The organism is Actinoplanes auranticolor, assembly GCF_018332655.1.
GTDB lineage: Bacteria > Actinomycetota > Actinomycetes > Mycobacteriales > Micromonosporaceae > Actinoplanes > Actinoplanes auranticolor.
Genome location: NZ_BOQL01000031.1, coordinates 64,658 through 86,130 on the forward strand (window position 1 = coordinate 64,658; position 21,473 = coordinate 86,130).

Here is a 21,473-nt window from a genome sequence, read left to right on the forward strand (position 1 = left end):
TCAAGGTGATCTCCCCGCAGCTCAGCGCTTGTTTTAGTACACACATACTAATCGACGGGTACGACATTCCCCAAGCACTGCCGTGACGATGCAGGTGCGTTCCGTAATCACGACATACTGGAGCGATGGCTCTGCTCCGTGTTGACTTCTCGTCCGAGACTCTCGCGCTCGGCACCTCGATGACCGTCGTGCTGCCCGAGCGGGCGAGCGCCCAGATCGGCATCACCGGTCACGACACCGGCGCGCCGCCGCCGGTGCTCTATCTGCTGCACGGATTGACCGACGACGACACCGCCTGGACCCGCTACACCTCGATCGAGCGGTACGCCGCCGCCCGCGGCCTCGCCGTGGTCATGCCCCAGGTGCACCGCAGCTTCTATGCCGACGAGACGCACGGCTCCCGGTTCTTCACGTTCCTGTCCGAGGAGCTGCCGGCCGTGGTGTCGTCGTTCTTCCGGGTCTCGACCCGCCGCGAGGACACCTTCGTGGCCGGCCTGTCGATGGGCGGCTACGGCGCGCTGAAGTGGGCGCTGCGCGAGCCGGCGCGGTTCGCCGCCGCGGCCAGCCTCTCCGGTGCCCTCGACGTGGCCGGCATGCAGCAGCACGACGACCGGCCGCACATCGTGGAGCTGCTGGGCCGGGTCTTCGACCGCCCGCTGGCCGGCACCGGCGACGACCTGCTGCACCTGGTGGCCACCGCCGACGGCCGCGAGCTGCCCCGGCTGCTGCTGCGGTGCGGCACCGAGGACCACCTGCTCGCCGCCAACGAGCGCTTCGTGGCGGCCTGCCGCGAACACGACGTCGACCTCGACGCCGCGTTCGGGCCGGGTGCGCACGAATGGAGCTACTGGGACGCCCAGATTCAGACCGTGCTGGACTGGTTGCCCCTGAAGAACTAGGGCTGCAGGGCGCCGGCCATCCGGGCCTGCTCCTCGAGGACATCGTTCATCCGGGCCTGGACCGCGTCCATCTGCCCGATCGTGTCGCTGGTGGTCAGGATGCCGGCGGAGACCGTACGCGCGCTGTTCTGGATCCCGGTGATCTGCTCGGCGACCCGCTGGGTGGCCTCGGCGGTCTCCCGGGCCAGGTCCTTGACCTCGCCGGCCACCACCGCGAAGCCGCGGCCGACCTCACCGGCCCGGGCGGCCTCGATCGTCGCGTTCAGGGCGAGCAGGTTGGTCTGGTCGGCGATCGACGAGATGATCTTGATGACGTCCCCGATGGCGGTGGAGGCGTTGCCGAGCGCTTCGACCTCGTGGGTCATGTCCTTGGCCCGGTCGACCGCGTCCTGGGCCACCCGGGTCGCGTCGTCGCTGGCCGCGCGGAGCCGCGAGACGGTGTCCAGCAGGGCCCGCGCGTTCTCCTGGGCCGCCTCGGCCGCGCGGACGATGTCAAGCCGCTGCGACACCAGCTGCGCCACGTTGCGCAGCGCGGAGGCCCGGGACTCCGACAGGTCGATGTACTCGCTGGTGAAGAAGTCCATCGTGCCGATGATCTGGCCGTGGCTCACGATCGGGAAGCAGACGCCCGAGCGCACCCCGGCGCGTTGCGCGGCCGGGGCCCGGACGCAGTCGGTCAGCTCGCCGATGTCGCGGACGAAGACGAGGTCCTTGGCACGCCACGCGCGGCCGGACAGCCCGACGCCCTCGGCGAAGGTGGCGGCCAGGGTCACCTTGCGGAACTCGTCGCCGGCCGAACCGGACTCGACCTGGAAGCGCAGCACCCGCTGTTCGTCGTCGACCTGCCAGTACGAGCCGTACGCCCAGCCGAACGACGTGCGCACCGAGTCCAGCGCGATCCGCAGAGCCGAGGGTGTGTCGGTCGCGCCGCCGAGGGCGGTGACCACGTTGGTCACCGCCAGCCGATCGTCGGCGACCTGGCGCAGCTCGGCGGCGGCGACGGCGGTGAACCGGGCCTGCTCGGCGATCCGGGCGATCGATGCCCACTTCTCGCTGCGTGGCCCGTCGATGTAGAGCGGTTCGGCCGAGTAGTACTCCAGCACCGCGACCTGCTGATTGCGGTGCATGACCGGAATCACCACCGCGGCCGCCATGCCGGCTTTGCCCGCGGCCTGGCAGCGCAGGCAGTCGGCGCACTCGGCCATCGAGCCCAGGTACACGAACTGCTTCGTGCGCCAGGCCTTGCCGACCAGGCCGACGTTGGCCGGCACCGGTCCGCCCGCGACCACGGCCTGCAGCTCGCGGCTGATCGGGCCGGTCTCGTACTCGATCCGGACGTTGCCCTTGCCGTCGGGCAGCCAGACCGCGCCGTAGCTGAAGTTGTGCGACTGGACCGTGCTGTCCACGGTGATCCGCCAGGTGGACGCCAGGTCCTGGGCCCGCTCCAGGTCCGTGATCAGCTTCTCGAGGCTCTCGACGTCACGAGGGATCGGGCGCAGTGCCGCCTCGTCCGACCGCCGGGACCGAAATGGTGCCACTTGTATCCCCCATACCTGACCGAGTATCCCCGCCCGATTGCTCTCATCATCGGACAGGCCGGCCTGGTGGGGGTGGGTTTGCGCGAAGCCGGGCGAGCTCAGCCCTGGTCGTTGTCGCGGCTCTGCTCGGCCAGGAATCGTTCGAGCTCGGCTCCGAGCTCCTCGGCGGTCGGCAGTGGCCCGCTCGAGTCGGCCAGCAGGTTGCCCTGCCGGCCGCGCAGGAACGCGTCGTACTGCTCCTCCAGCGACAGCACCAGCCGGCTCGCCTGCTCGTCGTCGGCGACCTGCTTGTCCACCTCCTGGCGGACCACCTCGGCCGCGTCGCGCAGCCGGCCGGTGGGCAGAGCCAGCCCGGTGGTCCGGGAGACCGAGTCCAGCAGCAGCTCGGCGGCGGCCGGGTACGTGGTCTGGGCCAGGTAGTGCGGCACGTGGGCGGCGTACCCCATGGCGTCGTGGCCGGACTCGCCCAGCCGGAACTCCAGCAGGTTGCCGACGCTGGCCGGGACCTGGACGCGCTGCAGCCAGGACTCGCGGTCGCCGAGCAGGCGCTGGTCGGTGGCGTGCGCGGTGACGCTCACCGGGCGGGTGTGCGGCACGGCCATCGGGATGGCGTTGAGGCCGACGGTCAGCTTCACGCCGAACCGCTCGATCAGCCCGGTCACGGCCGCGATGAAGCGTTCCCACTGCAGGTCGGGCTCGGGCCCCGCGAGCAGCAGGAACGGGGTGCCCAGCTGGTCGCGCACCAGGTGCAGCGCCAGGCTCGGCTCCTCGTAGCTCTCCCAGTGATCCTCGACGAAGATCATCGAAGGCCGGCGGGACCGGTAGTCGAGCAGCTGGTCGATGTCGAAGGTCGCCAGGACCTGGGTGTCCAGGTGCTCCAGCAGATGTTCGCGGGAGAGCTGGATCGCGCTCCCGGCGTCGACGAACCCGGTCAGCGCCTGCACGAGCACCGGCTCGTCCAGGTCGGGCAGGTCGTCGGCCAACTCGTAGAGCCCATGTGGGTCGAGCACGCTGCGGACCTCCTCGAGAAGCGCCCGCGGGGGCGGGCCATGTGGTGGGAACACCGGGCCTCGCGTGTTCATTCCTGCCGTCGCGCGCGAGGATCGGTGCATGCCTGATCTTTCCCTACGGCCGATGGTGCCCGGTGACGCGGCGGCCGTGCTCGCGATCTACCAGGCTGCGCTCGACGGCGGCGACGCCAGCTTCGAGACGACGGCGCCGGACTGGGCCGCCTTCGACGCCGGCCGGCTGGCCGATCACCGCTGGGTCGCCGAGGCCGGCGGCACCGTCCTGGGCTGGGTCGCTGTCACCAGGGTCTCACCCCGGCCGGTGTACGCGGGCGTCGTCGAGCACAGCGTCTACGTCGACGCCGCCGCCCAGGGCCGCGGCGTGGGACGGGCGCTGCTGCAGCGGTTGTTCACCTCGACCGAGGCCGCCGGCATCTGGACCATCCAGTCCGGCATCTTCCCGGAGAACGAGGCCAGCCTGGCGCTGCACCGGCGTACCGGGTTCCGGGTGATCGGCACCCGGGAACGGGTCGGCCGGCACCACGGCCGCTGGCGTGACGTGGTCCTGCTGGAACGACGCAGCCCGGTGGTGCACTAGCTCAGACCGTCAGCACCCGGGCGGCCTCGAGGTGCTCGGTCACCTGCTGCGGGGAGAGCGGGCGGGAGAAGTGGTAGCCCTGCGCGAAGCGGTAGCCCAGCCGGTACAGCGTCTCCGCCTGCTCGGCCGTCTCCACGCCCTCGGCGATGGCCTGCAGGTGCAGCCCGTTGGTGATCTGGATCATCGCGGTGGCGATCACCGCCTCCTCCGAGCGCCCGCCGATGCCGTCTACGAAGGACTTGTCGACCTTGAGGGTGTCCGCCGGGCAGGTCCGCAGCAGCCCCAGCGACGAGTGCCCGGTGCCGAAGTCGTCCAGCGCCACCTTGACCCCGAGCGTGACCAGGCTCTGCAGTGTGTCCAGGGCCACGCCGCCGTCGAACACCGCGGTCTCGGTGACCTCGACGACCAGCTTCTCCGGGTCGAAGCCGCTGTCCGCCAGCGCCGCCCGTACGTCCGCGGCGAAGCCCGGCTCGCGCAACTGCCGGGCCGAGACGTTGACGCCGATCTCGCCGGGCGCGCCGGAGCCGAAGACGTCCTGCCACTCGGCGGCCTGGCGCAGCGCGGTGCGCAGGATCCAGTCGCCCAGCGGCACGATCAGGCCGGTGCGCTCGGCGATCGGGATGAACACGTCCGGGCCGATGAAGCCGCGCTCGGCGTGCTTCCAGCGGATCAGCGTCTCCAGCGACGTCCACTCGCCGTCGGGCAGCGAGACGATCGGCTGGTACACGAGCGTGAAGTCGCCGTTGTCCAGGGCCTGGCGCAGCTCGGCGCCGAGCTGGGCGTCGGCCGCCTGGTCCTGCTCGAGGCGGGCGTCGTAGACCGCGTGCCGGCCCTTGCCGCGTTCCTTGGCGGCGTACATCGCCAGGTCGGCGCGGCGCAGCAGCTCCTGCGGGCTGGCCTCGGGCCACACCTCGGCCAGGCCGATGCTGGCCTTGACCAGCAGGTCGTAGCCGAGCGCGTGCACCGGGCGGGTCAGCGACTCGGCGATGCGGTCCAGCACCTCGGTCGCCTCGGCCAGGCGCAGGCCGCGCAGCAGCAGGCCGAACTCGTCACCGCCGAGGCGGGCCACCACGTCGTCCTCCCGGACCGCTTCGCGCAGCCGCTGCGCGACCACGACCAGCAGGGCGTCGCCGACGGCGTGACCGAGCCGGTCGTTGATCGCCTTGAAGTCGTCGAGATCGATCAGGGCCAGGCTCAGCGTGTCGGCCGCACCGGCCTCGGTCTCGGCCAGGGCCGCGCGGGTCCGCTGCTCGAACAGGCTGCGGTTGGCGAGATCGGTGAGGGCGTCGTGGGTCGCGCGGTGGGTGAGCCGGCGCTGGTAGCCGTTGAGTTCCACCAGGTTGGCGTCCACCCGGCCGAGCAGCCGGCCGTTCTCCGACAGCGCGTTGACCTGGCGCAGCACGACCAGCGCGGTCAGCAGCACCGCGGCCATCGCGACGGTGAGCACGGCGCTGCCGGCCTGGCTGCTGACCGTCAGCAGCAGGGCGTCGGTGGCCGCGACGGCCAGGTAGGGCACCACGCTGAAGGGCCGGCGGCGGCGCTCGGGTTGCGGGACCCCGGCGGCGCGGCGCTGCCGGTCGGCGGCGAACGCCACGAACAGCAGCGTCGCCGGCACGAACATCTGCGACCCGCTCAGGCCCGGGTGCAGGTCGAACAGCAGCGGGAACAGCCCGCCGCCGACGGCACCGACGGCCGCCGCGGCCGCGAGCAGCCGCAGGGCGATCCGGTCCACGCCGCCGAAGCCGCTGAGCGCGACCTTGACGAAGGCCAGCGAGCCGACCAGGCCCAGGGACATCAGCATGATCACCGGTACGGCGGCCGACCCGTCGGCCTCCCAGGCGTTGGCCACCTGCAGCACGAAGTACCAGGCGAAGATGCCGACCGTGATGCTGATCGTCGCGGCGTCCAGCAGGAAGCGGACCATGATCCGGTCCCTGCTCTCCCGCTTGGCCATCGGCAGCCGCAGCAGTGCCCAGAGCAGTACCAGCATGGCCAGCGCGTAGCAGATCGAGGTCGGGATGTCGTGCTGCTGGTCCAGCCGGCCGGGGTTCAGCACGGTGAACCGGGCATCGCCGGTGAGACCCAGCACGATCAGCACGCAGACCACGGCCAGGGACCGCCAGACGCGCCGGGTCACCAGGTCCAGCCCGGGCGCGAAGGCGGTACGCCAGCACGCCCAGCCCGCGATCGCGGTGCCGAGCATGGCGGGCATCCAGCCCCATACCACCGGGCTGCGCTGGGTGGCGAAGTTCGCCGCGAAGACGCCGATCGACACGACCAGTACGGCGACCGCAGTGATCAGCATCGGTGTCGGCCGTAGCCGTTCCACCTGCCGTTCCTCGCTCGTCGTCATTGCGTGCGTCGTCCTTCCGCCGCGGATGTGTGCCTGTGCAGGGCTCATCGGTCGCGGGGTGGACCGGATGAGCGAAAAGCGGGGCGGTGAGCGTCACCGGGCGGACGCACAGCGTGGGATCCGGCCAAACGTTGCCGTGCACGTGCAGCTGCACGGCACAATGGAAGGAGATCCCCTCTCGACCCCTCGGAGTGATCTGGTGACCGATTCCGCCGTACCCGCCCTCCCGACCCCACCGAACGCCTCTGACCAGGGGCCGGACCCCGCCGGCCCGCCCGGGACACTCTGGGCCCGGATGAAGGCGGACCCGCAGTACGCCCCCGAGCACCTCGCCCTGGAGGCGGTCCGCCGGCTCGGCCCCGAGGCGCAGCGCTGGGCCGAGCGTTCCCGCCAGGAGCACCCCGACCTCACCGCGGACGCGCTGGCCCAACAAGTGGTCCGGCGTTTCACCAACCACGCCCGCCTCTCCGGTGCCGTCTCGGGCGCCACCGGTCTGCCCGGCGCGGTGGTGGACGTGGGCGTGCTCGCCTGGACCCAGGCGCGCATGGTGCTGCACATCGCTGCCGCGTACGGCGTCGACCCGACCGGCCCGGAACGCGCCACCGATCTGCTGGTGCTGCAGCGGGTGCACAAGGCGGCCGAGGCGGCCCGGCTCGCGCTCGGCGTGGCCGCGGGCCGGGAACGCGCCAGCCGGCTCTTCGCGACCTCGGCCGGCCAGCCGCTGACCGGGGTCATGCTCAAGCTCGGCGTCAAGCTGGCCCAGATGGCCGGGGTCAAGGCGGCGCGGCGGATGGCCGCCAAGGTCATCCCCGGCGCGGCGGTCGTGCTGGGCACCTGGGCGAACTCCGCCGCGACCAAGGACCTGGCCCAGCGCACCACGGAGCTGTACCGCGGCGGCTCCTGAGGGCCCGCCGAGTCCTAAAGTCCGCTCGAGCGTTGTCGATGAGTGCTCCTGTGATGGACAGGGACACGAACGCCGGGGGCCGCTTGCCGTTGCGCAAGCGGTGGCTCCCGCTGTTGGTGGCCCCGTTGCTGCTCACCGGCTGCAGCATGTTCACCGCGCCCAGCACCAGTAAGGGCGGCGGTACGGACATCACCTCCGAGGTGACCGGCAGCGACCAGTGGCTGGTCGTGGCCCAGGGCAGTGCCACGCCGGCCCCGCGGCCCAGCACCGGCGTCTCGCCGGCCCCGACCGCGACCACCCGGGGCTTCCTGCCGCTGCCCCCGGTGGTGCGGCCCACCCCGTCGGCCACCTGTGCCCGGGACACCCCGCACTTCAACAAGATCAACGCCCTGACCGCCACGCCGGGCACCACCTCGGCCACGGTGAGCTGGTACAACGTCGGCGGTTACAACATCGTCGAGTTCCGGATCACCGCGGTCAGCCAGGATCTCAAGCACGGCGAGCAGCGTGACGTCGGCTGGGTGACGGTCAAGCCGGGCAACCCGTGCGGTTACCTGCGCGCGACCGTGCCCAACCTCGACCGCAGGACCGGCTACGTGTTCACGGTCGACGCGGTGGTCACCCGCCGCAGCGGCGACGGCACCCACGCGGCGACGGTCTTCCGCTCGTCGGTCGTCTACACCAAGTAGTCGGCCAGGGTGCGGGCCGGGCGGTAGCCCAGCGACCGGGCCCGGTCCAGCCGCAGGACCATGCCGTCGGTGAGCTGATCGACGGCATAGCGGGTGACCGTCGGGGACACCGCGGCCAGCGCCCGGACCGGCCCGGCCGGCACGTGCCGCACCGGCACCCGCAGGGCCCGGGCGAAGACCTCGTCACGCCGGTACGGCCGCTCGTCGGCGATGTTGTACGCGCCGCCGGGCCACCCCACCGCCGCCAGGCAGGCCTCCGCGAGGTTCTCCACCGCCGTGAGACTCATCCCCACGTCCGGTCCCGGCAACCACGCCCGGCCCCCACGCACCACCCGGCGCAGCCGCGGCAGCAGATGCCGGTCGCCGTCGCCGTAGACCGCCCGCGGACGCAGCGCCACCGCACCGGCCGCCAGGGCCAGCCGTTCCCCGGCCGCCTTGGTCCGCCCGTACACGCCCCGCTGGCCGTCGGCCGGATGATCCTCGTGCACCGGCGCCGGGTACGGGCCCGGGCGGTAGACGCTGGCGCTGCTCACCCACACCAGCGGCCGGCCGTCCAGCGCGCGCAGCAGCCGCGCCGTCCCGTCGACGTTCACGGCCCGGAACGCCGCCTCGGCCCGGCGCCCCGGGCGGGGGTCACCGACGGCGGCGGCCAGGTGCACCACGGCGTCGGCGCCGGTCAGGTCGGGCAGCTCCCGGGCGGCGTCCCAACCGACGTGCCGGCCCACCGGCCCGGGGCGGCGACCGAGGCAGAGCACGTCGTGCCCGTGGGCCACGGCGAGGCGGGCCACGGCCGCGCCGCAGAAGCCGGACGCGCCGGTGACAGCTAGCCGCATGTCGCCCGTACCGTCAAGGAACCCCAGCCCGGCAGGGCCGCACGGCGATCCGGCCGGGCCCGCACCACCACCGGGCGCAGCGGCGCCAGCGCCTGCAACAGATCGCCGAGCTGGGCCCGGGCCAGCCGCGCACCCGGGCAGGCATGCGGGCCGACCCCGAAGACGAGCTGGGCGATGTGCGCCGGTGCGGGTGCGCCCGGGTCCGGGTCGAGGTGGTGGGCGCCGACGGCATGCCGGGCGATGAGCAGCATCCGGTCGCCGGCGTGGACCGGGCAGCCGCCGGCGGCCGTGGGCAGGCGGCCGGGCTCGGCGGCGACGCGGGGCAGCAGCGGGGTGGGGGCCGTGACCCGCAGCAGCTCGGTGGCCAGGGCGGGGCTCCCGGCGTACCCCCAGAGATCGGCGTCCGCGGCCCAGGCCGCGGCCCGCGGCAGTGCGGCGACCGTCGTGTTGACCGCGGCCACCGCCAGCATCACGGCCAGTCCGGTCTCCGGCCCGCCCTCGGGCGCGACCAGCGCGGACAGCCGGTCGGTGGCCGCCCGCGCCCGGGTCAGGGCCCGCCGCCGGCCCGGGCCCGGCAGGTGGGAGCGGGCTGCCGTCGCGGCCGCCTCGCGGGCGGCCGCGGCCAGCGCCGGGCCGTCGATCTCCAGGCCGAGCAACGCCGCCGCGGTGGTCCCGGCCAGTTCCGTCACCACCGGTACGAGATCAACGGTCTCCCCGTCGGCCAGCGGCTTGAGCCCCCGGTCGAGCACCTCCGTCCAGATCGGGCGCAGCCGCTGCACCCCGGCCGCTCCCAGCGCGTCGGCCGTGCCGCGCCGCGCCCGCCGGTGATCGTCGCCGTGCTGGTCGAACAGCAGATCGCCGCCGGTGAGCCGGCCCGCGGCCCCGCCGGTGGTGCCCTCGGCGGTACGGTCCAGCGGGATCCGGGTGAGTCCGGCCGTGTACGCCTCGGCGTCGTTGATCAGCAGCGTGCCGCCGAGCCGCAGCACCGGCCGCAGCCGGGCCGCGGCGAGCAACGCGAACAGCACCGGATGACTGCCGAGATAGACCAGCCGGTCCCGGGAGCGCGCCCTCATCGGACGTGCACCGCGGCCGGCGCGGGCCGGTACCGCCGGTCCCAGTGCCACAGCAGGGTGCGGCGGGCGCCCCAGGCCCGCAGCCGGCGCAGACTCGACTCCACGACCAGGTCCTCGGCGCGGACCACCCGGTCGCTGTGCCGGCGGGCCCTGTTCAGCATCGTCACGTCCTCCGAGCCGTCGCCGAGGGCCTCCCGGGGTGTGCCACCGCAGCGCTGGTAGAGCTCCGCCGTGATCGCCACGTTGTGCCCGTGCACCAGCACGAACGGGCACCGGTAGGCCGGGGACCGGTGCCGCCACCCGCCGTAACGGGCGGCCAGCCGGACGACGGCCGGGTAGAGGTGCCGCTCGGCCAGGCTCGGTCCCTCGTCGCGGCGCGGCACACTGCGCCCGCACACCAGGTCGGCCCGGTCGAGCAGGCGCCGGCCGGTGGCCACCCAGTCGCGGGCCGGCAGGCAGTCGGCGTCGGTACGCAGCAGCCGGGTCGCGCCACCGGCGATGGCATGCCGGAAACCCGTGTCGGCCGCCGTGCCCGCCCCCGGCTCCGGCTCGCGCAGGACCACCACGTCGCCGGGATGGGCGGCGGCGATCGCGGCCGTGCCGTCGGTCGAGGCGTTGTCCACCACGACCAGCGTGAAGTCCTGATCGGACTGCGCCGCCAGCGCCGCCAGCAGGCCCGGCAGCAGCGCGGCCTCGTTGTAGGCCGGCACGATCACCGCGAGGTCCCTCATGCGCGCGCCGCCAGCCGTGCCGCCGCCGCGCGATCGGGCTTGCGGGACCGCCCGGCCAGCGGCACCTCGGCGAGCACCACCGCGTCCGGCCGGGCCGAGCCCATCCGGGCCAGCGGCACACGCAACGCGGCCCGGACCGCCTCCGGCGCGGCGCCGGCCGCGGGCTGCACCACAGCCACGACCCGCTCGTCGCCGTCACCCGCCGGTACACCCACGATCACCGCCAGCTCGACGCCGGGGACGTGCAGCGCGGGCTCGTACAGGCCCGGGTAGATGTTCTCGGCGCCGCGCAGGATCATGTCCTTGCACCGGCCGCCGAGCACCACCGTGCCGCCGTCGACCCGGCCGATGTCGCCGGTCGCCACCCACGGGCTGGGTGGCTCGCCGAGGTAGCGGTCCGCCGCGTTGGCCCCGGCGAGCAGCAGCTGACCGTCCTCGCCGACCCGGGCGCGTACCCCCGGGAGCAGCTCACCGACGAGATCACCGGGCCCGGCGAACGCCGTTTTGGTGGCGCTCTCCACCGCGGCGGCCGGGAAGACCTCGGTGAGGGCGTACACGCCCCAGGCCTGCTCCGCCCCCGCGCGCCGGACGGCGGCCAGCAGTCCCGCGCTCACCGGGGCCGATCCGCTGTAGATCCGCCCGGTGAACCGGGCCCCGGCGGCCAGGGCGGCCCGCAACTGTGGCGGCGTCAGATAGGTGGCCTGCGGCGCCAGCCGCGCGAGCTGCCGGACCAAGGTCCGCGGCCGGCGCGCCGGCAACGCCACCGGCGCGCCGCCGGCCAGCGACGGCACCAGGACGAAGAAGGTGCCGCCGAGCACCGGGCGGCCGGGCACCGGCAGCACCAGGTTGCGCACGGCCCGCATGCCGGCGGAGACGCTGGTCCGGGTGTGCACGACCGCGCGCGGCCGGCTGGTGGTGCCGGAGGTGAAGACCACCACCGCGTCGCCGTCGCCGTCGAACGCCGCCGGGACCGGTCCGCGCGCCGGGACCAGGCCGGGCGCGGTGCCGGGCAGCCGGCGGCCGATCGTCACCGCAGGCGCCAGCGCGGCCAGGTCGGGCAGAGCCAGGTGGGCGCGGCGGGCCAGGGGAGCGGCCCAGCCGGCGACCGCCTGCGCGGCGGCGTCGGCCAGCACCAGCCGCGGCTCGGCGAGCCGCAGCCGGGACAGCAGCACCTCCGGCCCGGCGGTCGGGTCCAGCACCGCGACCCGCAGACCCAGGTGGTACGCCGCCAGCAGCACCGCCAGCGACCGTGGCCCCGGGCGCACGGCGATGCCGACGGTGTCCCCGGCCACCAGCCCGCGCGCGTGCAGAGCGGTCGCATATCCGCCGGTCAACCGGGACAGGTCGGCGCGGGTGGCCCGGACCACGGTCCGCCCGGTGCGCCCGGCGCCGAGCACGGCCGGCCGGTAGTCGTCGTCGCGCAGGCCCGCGATGAGCTCGCCCAGCATCAGCGGGGATCCGCCGTGAGCGGGCCGCTGCCGCGGTCCAGATACCACTTGGCGGTGCCGACGATCCCGTACGCCGCCAGCCGGCGGGTGGAATTCTCCACCACCATCGTGCGGCTGTGCCGGATCGCGGTGGTGCTGCGGCGGACCCGGTTGAGGAAGGTGCGGTCGGTCGGGGACGGGCGCCGGGGCATGCCGCCGCAGGCCTCGTACAGCTGCGCGGTGATGGCCATGTTGTTGCCCGCGTGCATCCGGTACGGCGCCCGGTAGCCGTCCGCGCGGTGTGCCGGCCGGAGCCGTCCGAAGGTGGCGGCGATCGCCACCAACAGGCGGAACAGGGCGCGTCCGGCCGGGCCGTGCTCGTCGCGGCGCGCGGTGATCCGCCCGCACATGAGCCCGGCGCCACCGGTCAGCCCGGCCCGGGCCGCCGCCAGCCAGCCGGGCCGGGGCAGGCAGTCGGCATCCGTACGGGCCAGCATGGTCGCCCCGGCCGCGATCGCGTGCCGGAAGCCGGTGTCGACCGCGCACCCGACGCCCTTCTCCGGCTCGACCAGCACGTGCACCGGGAACGGCGCGACGAACGCGCGAGCGATGGCGGCGGTGCCGTCCGTCGAGCCGTTGTCCACCACCAGCAGCTCGAAGTCCGTGTCGGTCTGCGCGGCCAGCGCCCGCAGGGTCTGAGCGATCCGCCCGGCCTCGTTGTACGCCGGCACGATCACCCACAGCGCGGTCACGACACCTCCCAGATCATGGTCATCAGGCTCACGCCGCCGCCCAGCCCGACCAGCAGCACCTTGTCGCCGGTGCGCAGCGCGGGGCGCACCCGGGCGAGCTGGACGCCCAGCGTGGCGCTGGCCATGTTGCCCAGCTCGGGCACGGTCACCTCGAGCTTGTCCACCGGCACCCCGGCCACCTCCACGAACCGCTGCAGGTAGGGCAGGGTCACCTGGTGCACGAGCACCCGGGCGTAGTCGTCCCAGCCCAGACCGGTGCGGTGGTGGACACGTTCGACCAGGCCGAGCCCGATCTTCTCGAAGACGCCGCGCAGCTTGTGCCCGTCGCCGGTGAAGTAGGTGTGCTCGTCACCGCGCGGATGCCGGGAGCCGCCGCCGAAGATGCCGCCCACCGCCCAGTGCTGCGAGTGCGTCTCGGCGTCCACGTCCAGGATGCCGCCGGTGGCCACCGGCTCGACCAGCACGGCGGCCCCGGCGTCGCCGAAGGTGTAACCCGCGAACGCCTGGCGGGCCTGCCGCATGCCGTCCAGCCGGGGCCGCATCGCGCGGGTCGGCGTCTCGCCGGTCACCACCAGCGCCCGGCCGGCCCGCCCGGCCAGGATCATCGAACGGGCCAGGTCGATGCCGTTGAGGAAGCTGTTGCAGGCGTTCGTCACGTCCAGGGCGTGCGCCCGGCCACCCAGCGCGGCCTGCACGACGTGCGCGGTGGCCGGCTCGGCCATGTCCCGCGTCGCCGAGGCGAACAGCAGCAGGTCCACGTCCAGCGCATCGAGGCCGGCCTGCTCGAGCACCTGCCGCCCGGCGGCGACGGCCAGGTCGGAGGCGTACTCGCCGTCGGCGGCGACCCGGCGGGTGGTGATGCCGGTGGCCTGCGCGAACATCCCGGGCGGCAACGGCAGGCCGCCGGCCACCCGCTCCTGCAGCTCGGCGGTCGTCAGCCGTTGCTCGGGCAGCGAGCTGGCCACGGCGGTGATACCCACGCGGGGAACGGTCGTCGTCATGGGCGCCAGCCTTCAGCAGTGCCGGGGTCCGCGGCGTGAGTAGAACGGCTCATTCTTCCTAGGCCCCGCGACCAGGACCAGGGGCTGCCGGGGTGGGAGGCGCCACAGGGCGGCGGGCCCGGACTTCTCTAAGCTTCCGGGCATGGAACCCATCGTCGACACGGTCGTGCTCGTGGCGATCTCCGTGCTCGGCGCGGCACTCGCCCGGCGGCTCGGCTTCGTCGCGCCCCTGGTCCTGCTGGTGGCGGGCCTGGGCCTGTCCTTCGTCCCCGGCCTGCCGGAGGTGGAGGTCGAGCCGGAGCTGGTGCTGATCGGCATCCTGCCGCCGCTGCTCTACGTCGCCGCGCTGCAGACCAACGTGGTCGCCTTCCGCCGCGCCCTGCGCCCGATCCTGCTGCTCGCGGTCGGGCTCATCGTGGTCACGGCGTTCGCCGTCGGCGTGGTCGTGCACGCACTGCTGCCGGAGGTGCCGTTCGCGGCCTGCGTCGCGCTCGGCGCCGTCGTCGCCCCGCCCGACGCGGTCTCGGCCACCGCGATCGCCCGTCGCATCGGCCTGCCCCGCCGGGTGGTCGTCATCCTCGAGGGCGAGAGCCTGCTCAACGACGCGACCGCCCTGGTGCTGCTGCGGATCTCGATCGGCGCGCTGCTCGGCTCGGCCGTCGGTTTCTGGGAGATCACCGGCGAGGTGACGCTCAAGGCGGGCGGCGGCCTCCTGCTCGGCTTCGCGTTCGGGATCGGCGCGGCCTGGCTGCACAAGCGGATCACCGACCCGCTGCTCGACGACGCGGTCTCGCTGCTCACGCCGTTCGTCGTGGTGATCGTGGCGGAACGGATGCACACCTCCAGCGTCGTGGCGGTCGTGGTGGCCGGGCTCTACCTGGGCCACCGGATCCCGTACCTGCTGTCGGCGACCTCGCGGCTGCAGATGGACGCGGTCTGGCGGCTGATCACGTTCCTGCTCGAAGGTGTGGTCTTCCTCCTGGTCGGTCTGCAGATCCGCGACCTGATCAGCCGGATCGAACGCGACCTGCAGACCACGGTCACGGTCACCGCGGCGGTGTTCCTCACCCTGGTGCTCGTCCGGTTCGCGTGGATGTATCCGGCTACGTACCTGGCCCGGCTGATCCCCCGGATCCGGGCCCGGGAGGAACGCCCGCCGCCCAGCGTGCCCACGGTGATCGCCTGGGCCGGCATGCGCGGCGTGGTCACCCTGGCCGCCGCGCTGACCCTGCCGCTCAACGAGGACGTGGCCAACGCCGACTACCCGCGCGAGCTGTTCGTCTTCGTCGCCTTCGCGGTCATCGTGCTGACCCTGCTGATCCAGGGCACCACGCTGCCGCTGCTGTCGCAGCGCCTCGGCGTCAGGGAGGACACCACCGCCGAGGACGCCCTGGCCGAGGCCGGAGTGCAGCACGCGGCGAGCCGGGCGGCGCTGGAACGGCTGGAAGCGACAGCCGGCGAAGCACCGCAATCGGTCGTGGACCGGCTGCGCGCGCTGACCGACAGCCGGGCCAACAGCGCCTGGGAACGCCTCGGCAATCAGGCGCAGGAGACCCCGTCGGCGGCGTACGGTCGGCTGCGTCGGGAGATGATTACCGCAGAGCGCCACGTCTTCAAGATCGCCCGCAACGAGGGGCGCATCTCCGAGGAGGTGCTCAACCGCGCCCAGCGCGACCTCGACCTGGAAGAGTCCCAGCTGAACCGGAGTGACGATTGACCTGCCAGCACCTCAAGGAAGCCGGGGAACCGACCCCGCAGGCGCCGTACGAGCAGGGGTGCCCCGAGTGCGTGGCCGACGGCCACCGCGACTGGGTGCACCTGCGCCTGTGCCTGGAATGCGGCTACGTGGCCTGCTGCGACTCGTCGCCGCGCCGGCACATGTCCACCCACTACGAAACGGACGGCCACCCGGTGATGCGCTCCTACGAGCCGGGTGAGAAGTGGAAGTGGTGCTTCGTTGACGACGTACTCGGTGTCTGAGCCCCGATGAGGACGCTCTTCGTCGGGGCCGGCGCGACCGGCGGCTACTTCGGCGGCCGGCTGGCCGAGGCGGGCCGGGACGTCACGTTCCTGGTCCGCCCGGCCCGCGCGGCCACGCTGGCCGCACGCGGCCTGCGGATCCACTCCCCGGCCGGGCAGAGCACCATCGCGGTCAGGACGGTCACGGCGGGGGAGATCGACGGCCCGTACGACCTGATCGTGCTCGCCGTGAAGAGCTACGGCCTGGACGGGGCACTGCGGGACCTGAAGCCGGCGGTGGGACCGGGGACGGTGATCGTCCCGCTGCTCAACGGCATGCGGCACATCGACGCGCTGGTCTCGGCGTTCGGGCCCGCTCACGTGTACGGCGGCGTGTGCATGATCGCCGGCACGCTGACCGACGAGGGCGACGTCGTGCAGCTCACCGGACTGCAGCGGCTCGCGTACGGTCCGCTGGACGGTGGCCCGGACCCGCGCCTGCCGGCGGTGACCGAAGCGTTGTCGGGGGCGGATTTCGACTCCGAGGGCACGACGGCGATCACCCGGCAGATGTGGGAGAAGTGGCTGTTCCTGGCCAGCCTGGGCGTGGTGACGACGCTGATGCGCAGCCCGGTGGGTGAGGTGCTGGCGGCGCCGGGCGGCCCGGCCTTCACCGATCGGGTGATCGCCGAAGCGGTCGCCATCGTGACGGCGGCGGGCCACCCGCCGCGCGAGCAGGCGCTGACGTTCCTGCGCGGGAGCATCACCAACGCCCGCAAGGTCCCGACGACGTCGTCGATGTACCGGGACATGCAGGCCGGCCGGCCGGTCGAGGCGGACGCGATCGTCGGGGACCTGGTCGCCCACGCGGAGCGGCTGGGAGTGGACGCGCCGCTGTACGCCGCCGCTTACACGAACCTGTCGGTCTACAGCCGCAGCCGCTAGCTCCTCGGGCCGTCAGCCCGGCAGCAGGCTGCGCTCTCCACCGTGGACGGCCACCACGGTCCCGTTCACGTAGCTGCTGCGTTGCTCGACCAGGAACAGCACGACATCCGCGATCTCCTCCGGGTCGCCGATCCGGCCACGCGCGGTCACCTGATCCATCGCGTCGGGGAAGGCGGCCAGCAGCGGCGCCGTCCCCGGGGTGCGCACCGGACCGGACGCGACCCCGTTGACCCGGATGCCGGCGCCCCCGAACTCGGTGGCCCAGTAGCGGGTCAGCGTCTCCAGCGCGGCCTTGGACGCGCCGTAGGCGGCCCCGACCGGCGCGACGGAGGTGGCGGCGGTCGAGCTGATGTTGACGATCACGCCGTGGCCACGGGCGACCATGCCCGGGGTCAGCGCCCCGACCAGCTGGAACGGCGCCCGGGTGTTGATCGCCAGATGCCGGTCGAAGCTGTCGGCGCTGGTGCCGGGAGTGGAGGTGAACTCGTACACCCCGGCGTTGTTCACCAGGATGTCGACTGCTCCGGCCTCGGCCGCCAGCCGCTCGACATCCGCGGCGGCGGACAGGTCGGCGGTGACGAACCGCGCCCGGCCACCCCGCTCGGCGATGGCGGACACCAGCTCGGCCCCGCGCCGGGAGTCCCGACCGTGCACCACGACCTCGGCGCCGTTCTCCGCGAGCCGCACCGCGACGGCCCGGCCGATACCCGCCGTGGCCCCGGTCACCAGGGCTGTTTTTCCTGCTAGAGAAGACATGTGACTCCGTTCTGGGTTGATGAACCCATTCCTACCGCGTCTTTTTGGGATGTGCAACCCATTCCGCTAGGCTGGGCCGGTGACATTGACCCGCAAAGGGCAGGCGACCAGGGAACGCATCCTCGAGGCGGCGACGGAGCTCATCGCCCAGCACGGTGTGGCCGGCACGAGCACGGAGGACGTGCGGAAGGCGGCCGGCATCAGCGGCTCGCAGCTGTACCACTACTTCGCCAGCAAGCAGGCGTTGATCAGGGCGGTCATCACCCGCCAGGCCGAGGCGCCGCTGATCCCCGGCCGGCCGGTCATGGGCGCCCTGGACAGCTTCGACGCACTGCGGGCCTGGGCCGACGCCGCGATCGAACACCAGGAACACAACAGCGGCCGCGGCGAGTGCACGCTGACGTCTCTGGCGGGGGAGCTCAGCCCGAGCGACGAACAAACCCGCGAAGACCTGTGCAACGCCTTCCAGCGCTGGCAGTCCCTGCTGCACGACGGCCTGCGAGCGATGCGCGAACGAGGCGAGCTCCGCCCGGAAGCCGACCTCGACGAGCTGTCGATGGTCCTGCTGACAGCGCTCCAGGGTGGCAGCATCCTCAGCCAGACTGCCCGGACCGCCGAACCGATGCGGGTATCGATGAAGGCGGCCCTGGCCTACCTCCGATCGTTCACCGCCTGACCGCGTGCTGGTGGTGACTGCCGCGTCATGCGACGACGTGCGTCCCTGCGCCGACCAGCTGCAACACCGGCGGCCGAATAAACCGACCGACCTTGCGGTAAGCGTCCCGGCGTAGGCCAACCTCAGCACCGGGCCGGAGTGGGGCGGTTCTCGGCCCAGCGGCCGGTCCAGGCCGAGGGATCGGCCGCCGGGCCGGCCGGGTGGCATGGGCGGGCGGGCCTGGGCCGGGTCGCGGCTGGGCGCGCGGACTGCCGGTCCAGGCGCGGCCCGATCCGGCCGGACCTCCCGCGGCAGGACCGGCTGACCGCAGCCGTATGCTTCGCAGCTCTGATCGGAAGGATCGCCGTGTACGACTCGCCGCAGCCCTCGTGGGGCGCGCCGCCTCCGCCACCGCCCGGTCCCGGGTACCAGGGCTCGACCGCCATCGCGGTGACTGCCCGGTACTCGTGGCTGACCTTCATGCTGGCCCTGTTCAAGCCGTACCTTGCGATCAACGGTCAGCCGGTTGCCGCCCGCTGGGGGCGGACCGTCGTGCCGGTGCCGCCCGGGCAGCACCACGTCCACGTGCACGTGCCGTATCTGCTGCCGTCGCGGATCGGCACTGCCGACACGGTGGTGCCGGTCCATCCCGGCCAGGTGGCCGAGGTGGAGTACCGCGCACCGGCGATCGCCCTGCTCGACGGCGCGATCGGGCCGGCGCCACAGAAGTACCGCGGTCTGCCGGCGGCGATCGCGCTCGTGGTGGTGCCGCTGGTCCTGCTGCTGTGCGTGTGCGGCGGTCTCGGCGCGGCGGCTCTGATCGACGACTCGGAATCCGGCACCCCGGTGGCCCGGCCCACCGCCGTGGAGCCGATCCCGGCCCGGCCGCGAACGACGGAACCCAGTCCGGGCGCGACGGGGGCGGTCCCCTCGGACAAGCCCACCCTGCGGTCCGCGCCCGTCCGCAAGCTCGTCGGTCCGGCGTACGCGGCCGGGGAAGACACGTACACGATGGCTTTCGCCGGGTGGCCGTTCGCGTTCCGCACGCCCGGCACCTGGGGGTGCCTGGCCGGCCGCATCGACCTCCCGGAGGCGCAGGCCCGGGTGTGCATCGACGAGGGCAACCCGGGAAGCGGACAAAGGCTGCAGATCATGCTGCGGCCGTGCCCGGCGCCCTGCGGGGAGGCGGAGCGGGACCGGCTGACCGCGGAATGGTTCGACCCGGGCGCAAAGGGGCGGGCGTACGACAAGAGCACCTGGTACGTGGAGACGCCGACCGATGCCAAGGGGCGGTACACCCTCGACATGAGCCACTTCTTCACGACCTCCGGCGGGGCGTGGCAGGTGGGGGTGGGAGCGTTCGCCCCGCCGGCGAAGAAGACCGTCATTCAGAAGATCTTCAACGATGTGCTGACCCAGACCGGCTGACGGAGGCGGGCGGGGCGCCGCCCCCACCGCACTCACCGCCGGTTGTAGAGGCGCATGGTCAGCGTGCCGAAGACCGCTACGAAGGCCGCGCTGGCGATGAGGGTCCAGGTGATCTCGCTCATGTCCCAGGCGCCGGACATCATGGAGCGGACCGCCGTCACCAGGTGGCTGATCGGGTTCACCTCGACGAAGGCCTGCAGCCAGCCCGGCATCGTGCGCGGGTCGACGAAGACGTTGCTCAGGAAGGTCAGCGGCATCAGGACCAGCATGCTGACGCCCATCACCGACTTCTCCGAGCGCAGGAACAGGCCGAACATGGTCCAGACCCAGGAGAAGGCGAACGAGAAGACGACCAGCAGGCCGATCGCCGCGGCCACGCCCGCTACGCCGCCCTCGGGGCGGAAGCCCAGGGCCAAGCCGACGGACATGATGACCAGGGCGGCCAGGATGTAGCGGAGCACGTCGCCGAAGATCATGCCGACCAGGGCCGCCGGGCGCCACACCGGCAGGGTGCGGAAGCGGTCGAAGACGCCCTTCTCGATGTCGGTGTTCAAGCCCACGCCGGTGTACATGGTGATCATCACAACGCTGGTGACCATGATGCCGGGCAGGAAGAACTGGAGGTATTCACCCGTGGAGCCGGCCAGCGCACCGCCGAAGAGGTACGTGAACATCAGCGTCATGATGATCGGGAAGGCGGTCACGTCGAAGAGCTGCTCGGGGACGTGCTTGATCTTCAGGATCGCGCGCCAGCCGAAGGTCAGTGAGGCCGACAGTGCGCTCGGGCGTGGTGGGCGTTCGCCCCGGCTCAGCACGGCGGCCAGCGTCTCGGCCGACGGGGCGTAGGCGGTCGCCGCGTCGGGGGTGGTGGTCGTGGTGCTCATGCGTTGACCTCCTGTTGCTGGGCCGGCCGGTCGGTGAGGGCCAGGAAGACCTCGTCCAGGCTGGGCTGGCCGAGGGCGAAGTCGTCGACCACGATCCCGGCCGTGGCCAGGGCGGCCAGCGCCCGGGACGCGTGCTCGGCGGCGCCCTGCTCGGAACCCACCGCCCGCGCGGTCAGGGACACCGGGTCGGCGTCCAGCTCGACGGCCGTCTCCAGGGCCGTCGCGATGATGCGCTCGGCGGCGGGGCGCTGGGCGGCGTCGCGGAGCCGGACGTGGATCGTGCCCGCGCCCACCGACGACTTCAGCTCGCCGGGGGTGCCCTCGGCGATGACCCTGCCGTGGTCGATCACCGCGATCCGCCCCGCGAGCCGGTCCGCCTCGTCGAGATACTGCGTGGTCAGCAGGACGGTGGTGCCGTTGGCCACCACCATCCGGATGATGTCCCAGACCTGGTTGCGGCTGCGCGGGTCGAGGCCGGTCGTCGGCTCGTCCAGGAACAGCAGGTCGGGAGTGTTGAGGATGCTCGCCCCGATGTCCAGGCGGCGGCGCATGCCGCCGGAATACTTCTTCACCTGCCGGTCGGCGGCCTCGGTCAGGCCGAAGGCCTCCAGCAGCTGCGCCGCCCGCTCACGGGCCCGCGGCCGGGAATGACCGAGCAGGCGGGCCAGCAGGACGAGATTCTCCGTGCCGGTGAGGTCCTCGTCGACCGAGGCGTACTGACCGGTGAGGCTCACCCGGGCGCGGACGGCGTCAGCCTCGGAGACGATGTCGTTGCCGAACACGTGGGCGCTGCCGCCGTCGGGGCGCAGCAACGTGGCGAGCATGCGTACCACCGTGGTCTTGCCTGCTCCGTTCGGCCCGAGCAGGCCGTAGACGGTGCCGGCCGGCACCGTCAGGTCGACGCCGTCGACCGCGCGGTTGGCCCCGAAGATCTTGACGAGACCGGAGGTCTCGATCGCCGGTGCGCTCATGATGAGAACCCTTGGCTGTCCATGCAGGCATCCTGGCGTACCGGTGTGACATTTTGGGGGCGCCCGCCAG

At 73.1% G+C, this 21,473-nt stretch carries 21 protein-coding genes; 9 read left to right on the plus strand and 12 right to left on the minus strand.

The annotated features are described in order from the left end of the window. Nucleotides 1-125: 125 nt before the first annotated feature. The gene (locus Aau02nite_RS20520) at nucleotides 126-899 is read left to right on the plus strand and encodes an alpha/beta hydrolase (protein WP_212990136.1); all 774 of its coding nucleotides are present in this window, start codon (nucleotides 126-128) and stop codon (nucleotides 897-899) included. On the opposite strand, the gene Aau02nite_RS20525 is transcribed toward Aau02nite_RS20520, so the two are convergent. Then, a complete protein-coding gene (locus Aau02nite_RS20525) occupies nucleotides 896-2,437 on the minus strand; it encodes a GAF domain-containing protein (RefSeq protein ID WP_212990137.1) in 1,542 nt (513 codons plus the stop codon). The two genes, Aau02nite_RS20520 and Aau02nite_RS20525, sit on opposite strands and share 4 nt — an antisense overlap. A 98-nt stretch (nucleotides 2,438-2,535) precedes the next feature. After that, nucleotides 2,536-3,447, minus strand: a complete 912-nt coding sequence (locus Aau02nite_RS20530; RefSeq protein ID WP_212990138.1) for a proteasome assembly chaperone family protein — start codon at nucleotides 3,445-3,447, stop codon at nucleotides 2,536-2,538. Nucleotides 3,448-3,547: 100 nt separating this feature from the next. Here Aau02nite_RS20530 and Aau02nite_RS20535 point away from each other — a divergent pair, with 100 nt between their 5' ends. After that, nucleotides 3,548-4,042 (plus strand): GNAT family N-acetyltransferase, encoded by a 495-nt coding sequence (locus Aau02nite_RS20535; RefSeq protein WP_212990139.1) that lies wholly within the window; start codon nucleotides 3,548-3,550, stop codon nucleotides 4,040-4,042. A 1-nt stretch (nucleotide 4,043) separates the two neighbouring features. Here Aau02nite_RS20535 and Aau02nite_RS20540 read toward each other — a convergent pair whose 3' ends face one another. After that, nucleotides 4,044-6,395 (minus strand): putative bifunctional diguanylate cyclase/phosphodiesterase, encoded by a 2,352-nt coding sequence (locus tag Aau02nite_RS20540; RefSeq protein WP_212990140.1) that lies wholly within the window; start codon nucleotides 6,393-6,395, stop codon nucleotides 4,044-4,046. Between the two features lie 199 nt (nucleotides 6,396-6,594). Between Aau02nite_RS20540 and Aau02nite_RS20545 the strand changes: the two genes are divergently transcribed. Then, nucleotides 6,595-7,299 (plus strand): EcsC family protein, encoded by a 705-nt coding sequence (locus tag Aau02nite_RS20545; protein WP_246595302.1) that lies wholly within the window; start codon nucleotides 6,595-6,597, stop codon nucleotides 7,297-7,299. 53 nt (nucleotides 7,300-7,352) lie between these two features. Next, on the plus strand, nucleotides 7,353-7,988 hold the full coding sequence (locus Aau02nite_RS20550; RefSeq protein ID WP_212990142.1) for a fibronectin type III domain-containing protein: 636 nt from the start codon (nucleotides 7,353-7,355) through the stop codon (nucleotides 7,986-7,988). Here Aau02nite_RS20550 and Aau02nite_RS20555 read toward each other — a convergent pair. The 6 genes from Aau02nite_RS20555 to Aau02nite_RS20580 are packed head-to-tail and all read right to left on the minus strand — an operon-like array spanning nucleotide 7,976 to nucleotide 13,805. Continuing rightward, nucleotides 7,976-8,821 carry an NAD-dependent epimerase/dehydratase family protein gene (locus Aau02nite_RS20555; RefSeq protein WP_212990143.1) on the minus strand — a complete coding sequence of 282 codons (846 nt, stop codon included), beginning with the start codon at nucleotides 8,819-8,821 and terminating at the stop codon, nucleotides 7,976-7,978. The two genes, Aau02nite_RS20550 and Aau02nite_RS20555, sit on opposite strands and share 13 nt — an antisense overlap. Next, a complete protein-coding gene (locus Aau02nite_RS20560; protein WP_212990144.1) occupies nucleotides 8,812-9,894 on the minus strand; it encodes a cytochrome P450 family protein in 1,083 nt (360 codons plus the stop codon). Before Aau02nite_RS20560 ends, Aau02nite_RS20555 begins: the two co-directional genes overlap by 10 nt. Beyond that, complete coding sequence (locus tag Aau02nite_RS20565; RefSeq protein ID WP_212990145.1) at nucleotides 9,891-10,625, minus strand: glycosyltransferase; 735 nt, start codon at nucleotides 10,623-10,625, stop codon at nucleotides 9,891-9,893. The genes Aau02nite_RS20560 and Aau02nite_RS20565 overlap by 4 nt, the downstream gene beginning before the upstream one ends. After that, the gene (locus tag Aau02nite_RS20570) at nucleotides 10,622-12,073 is read right to left on the minus strand and encodes a class I adenylate-forming enzyme family protein (RefSeq protein ID WP_212990146.1); all 1,452 of its coding nucleotides are present in this window, start codon (nucleotides 12,071-12,073) and stop codon (nucleotides 10,622-10,624) included. The genes Aau02nite_RS20565 and Aau02nite_RS20570 overlap by 4 nt, the downstream gene beginning before the upstream one ends. Continuing rightward, the gene (locus tag Aau02nite_RS20575) at nucleotides 12,073-12,804 is read right to left on the minus strand and encodes a glycosyltransferase family 2 protein (RefSeq protein ID WP_212990147.1); all 732 of its coding nucleotides are present in this window, start codon (nucleotides 12,802-12,804) and stop codon (nucleotides 12,073-12,075) included. Before Aau02nite_RS20575 ends, Aau02nite_RS20570 begins: the two co-directional genes overlap by 1 nt. Next, nucleotides 12,801-13,805, minus strand: a complete 1,005-nt coding sequence (locus Aau02nite_RS20580; RefSeq protein WP_212990148.1) for a 3-oxoacyl-ACP synthase III family protein — start codon at nucleotides 13,803-13,805, stop codon at nucleotides 12,801-12,803. Before Aau02nite_RS20580 ends, Aau02nite_RS20575 begins: the two co-directional genes overlap by 4 nt. 142 nt (nucleotides 13,806-13,947) lie before the next feature. On the opposite strand from Aau02nite_RS20580, the gene Aau02nite_RS20585 reads away from it, so the two are divergent. Genes Aau02nite_RS20585 through Aau02nite_RS20595 form a run of 3 tightly spaced genes read left to right on the plus strand, consistent with a single transcriptional unit; the run spans nucleotide 13,948 to nucleotide 16,709 of the window. Further along, complete coding sequence (locus tag Aau02nite_RS20585; RefSeq protein WP_212990149.1) at nucleotides 13,948-15,522, plus strand: Na+/H+ antiporter; 1,575 nt, start codon at nucleotides 13,948-13,950, stop codon at nucleotides 15,520-15,522. After that, on the plus strand, nucleotides 15,519-15,785 hold the full coding sequence (locus Aau02nite_RS20590) for a UBP-type zinc finger domain-containing protein (protein WP_212990150.1): 267 nt from the start codon (nucleotides 15,519-15,521) through the stop codon (nucleotides 15,783-15,785). Before Aau02nite_RS20585 ends, Aau02nite_RS20590 begins: the two co-directional genes overlap by 4 nt. 6 nt (nucleotides 15,786-15,791) lie before the next feature. Next, nucleotides 15,792-16,709, plus strand: coding sequence for a ketopantoate reductase family protein (locus Aau02nite_RS20595; protein WP_212990151.1), 918 nt, complete (start codon nucleotides 15,792-15,794; stop codon nucleotides 16,707-16,709). 12 nt (nucleotides 16,710-16,721) lie between these two features. On the opposite strand, the gene Aau02nite_RS20600 is transcribed toward Aau02nite_RS20595, so the two are convergent. Then, nucleotides 16,722-17,435 carry an SDR family NAD(P)-dependent oxidoreductase gene (locus Aau02nite_RS20600; RefSeq protein WP_246595303.1) on the minus strand — a complete coding sequence of 238 codons (714 nt, stop codon included), beginning with the start codon at nucleotides 17,433-17,435 and terminating at the stop codon, nucleotides 16,722-16,724. A gap of 109 nt (nucleotides 17,436-17,544) precedes the next feature. Here Aau02nite_RS20600 and Aau02nite_RS20605 point away from each other — a divergent pair, with 109 nt between their 5' ends. Then, nucleotides 17,545-18,141, plus strand: a complete 597-nt coding sequence (locus Aau02nite_RS20605) for a TetR/AcrR family transcriptional regulator (RefSeq protein WP_212990153.1) — start codon at nucleotides 17,545-17,547, stop codon at nucleotides 18,139-18,141. A 345-nt stretch (nucleotides 18,142-18,486) separates the two neighbouring features. Next, complete coding sequence (locus Aau02nite_RS20610) at nucleotides 18,487-19,548, plus strand: hypothetical protein (protein WP_212990154.1); 1,062 nt, start codon at nucleotides 18,487-18,489, stop codon at nucleotides 19,546-19,548. A 32-nt stretch (nucleotides 19,549-19,580) separates the two neighbouring features. On the opposite strand, the gene Aau02nite_RS20615 is transcribed toward Aau02nite_RS20610, so the two are convergent. Further along, a complete protein-coding gene (locus Aau02nite_RS20615; RefSeq protein ID WP_212990155.1) occupies nucleotides 19,581-20,432 on the minus strand; it encodes an ABC transporter permease in 852 nt (283 codons plus the stop codon). Beyond that, the gene (locus tag Aau02nite_RS20620) at nucleotides 20,429-21,403 is read right to left on the minus strand and encodes an ATP-binding cassette domain-containing protein (protein WP_212990156.1); all 975 of its coding nucleotides are present in this window, start codon (nucleotides 21,401-21,403) and stop codon (nucleotides 20,429-20,431) included. The genes Aau02nite_RS20615 and Aau02nite_RS20620 overlap by 4 nt, the downstream gene beginning before the upstream one ends. Between the last annotated feature and the right edge of the window lie 70 nt (nucleotides 21,404-21,473).

Bases quoted from the DNA above. Each gene is read 5' to 3' on its own strand.
- Aau02nite_RS20520 (WP_212990136.1), top strand. From the start codon at position 126: ATGGCTCTGCTCCGTGTTGACTTCTCGTCCGAGACTCTCGCGCTCGGC.
- Aau02nite_RS20535 (WP_212990139.1), top strand. From the start codon at position 3,548: ATGCCTGATCTTTCCCTACGGCCGATGGTGCCCGGTGACGCGGCGGCC.
- Aau02nite_RS20540 (WP_212990140.1), bottom strand. From the start codon at position 6,395: ATGACGACGAGCGAGGAACGGCAGGTGGAACGGCTACGGCCGACACCG.
- Aau02nite_RS20550 (WP_212990142.1), top strand. From the start codon at position 7,353: ATGGACAGGGACACGAACGCCGGGGGCCGCTTGCCGTTGCGCAAGCGG.
- Aau02nite_RS20555 (WP_212990143.1), bottom strand. From the start codon at position 8,821: ATGCGGCTAGCTGTCACCGGCGCGTCCGGCTTCTGCGGCGCGGCCGTG.
- Aau02nite_RS20560 (WP_212990144.1), bottom strand. From the start codon at position 9,894: ATGAGGGCGCGCTCCCGGGACCGGCTGGTCTATCTCGGCAGTCATCCG.
- Aau02nite_RS20565 (WP_212990145.1), bottom strand. From the start codon at position 10,625: ATGAGGGACCTCGCGGTGATCGTGCCGGCCTACAACGAGGCCGCGCTG.
- Aau02nite_RS20570 (WP_212990146.1), bottom strand. From the start codon at position 12,073: ATGCTGGGCGAGCTCATCGCGGGCCTGCGCGACGACGACTACCGGCCG.
- Aau02nite_RS20580 (WP_212990148.1), bottom strand. From the start codon at position 13,805: ATGACGACGACCGTTCCCCGCGTGGGTATCACCGCCGTGGCCAGCTCG.
- Aau02nite_RS20585 (WP_212990149.1), top strand. From the start codon at position 13,948: ATGGAACCCATCGTCGACACGGTCGTGCTCGTGGCGATCTCCGTGCTC.
- Aau02nite_RS20595 (WP_212990151.1), top strand. From the start codon at position 15,792: ATGAGGACGCTCTTCGTCGGGGCCGGCGCGACCGGCGGCTACTTCGGC.
- Aau02nite_RS20615 (WP_212990155.1), bottom strand. From the start codon at position 20,432: ATGAGCACCACGACCACCACCCCCGACGCGGCGACCGCCTACGCCCCG.
- Aau02nite_RS20620 (WP_212990156.1), bottom strand. From the start codon at position 21,403: ATGAGCGCACCGGCGATCGAGACCTCCGGTCTCGTCAAGATCTTCGGG.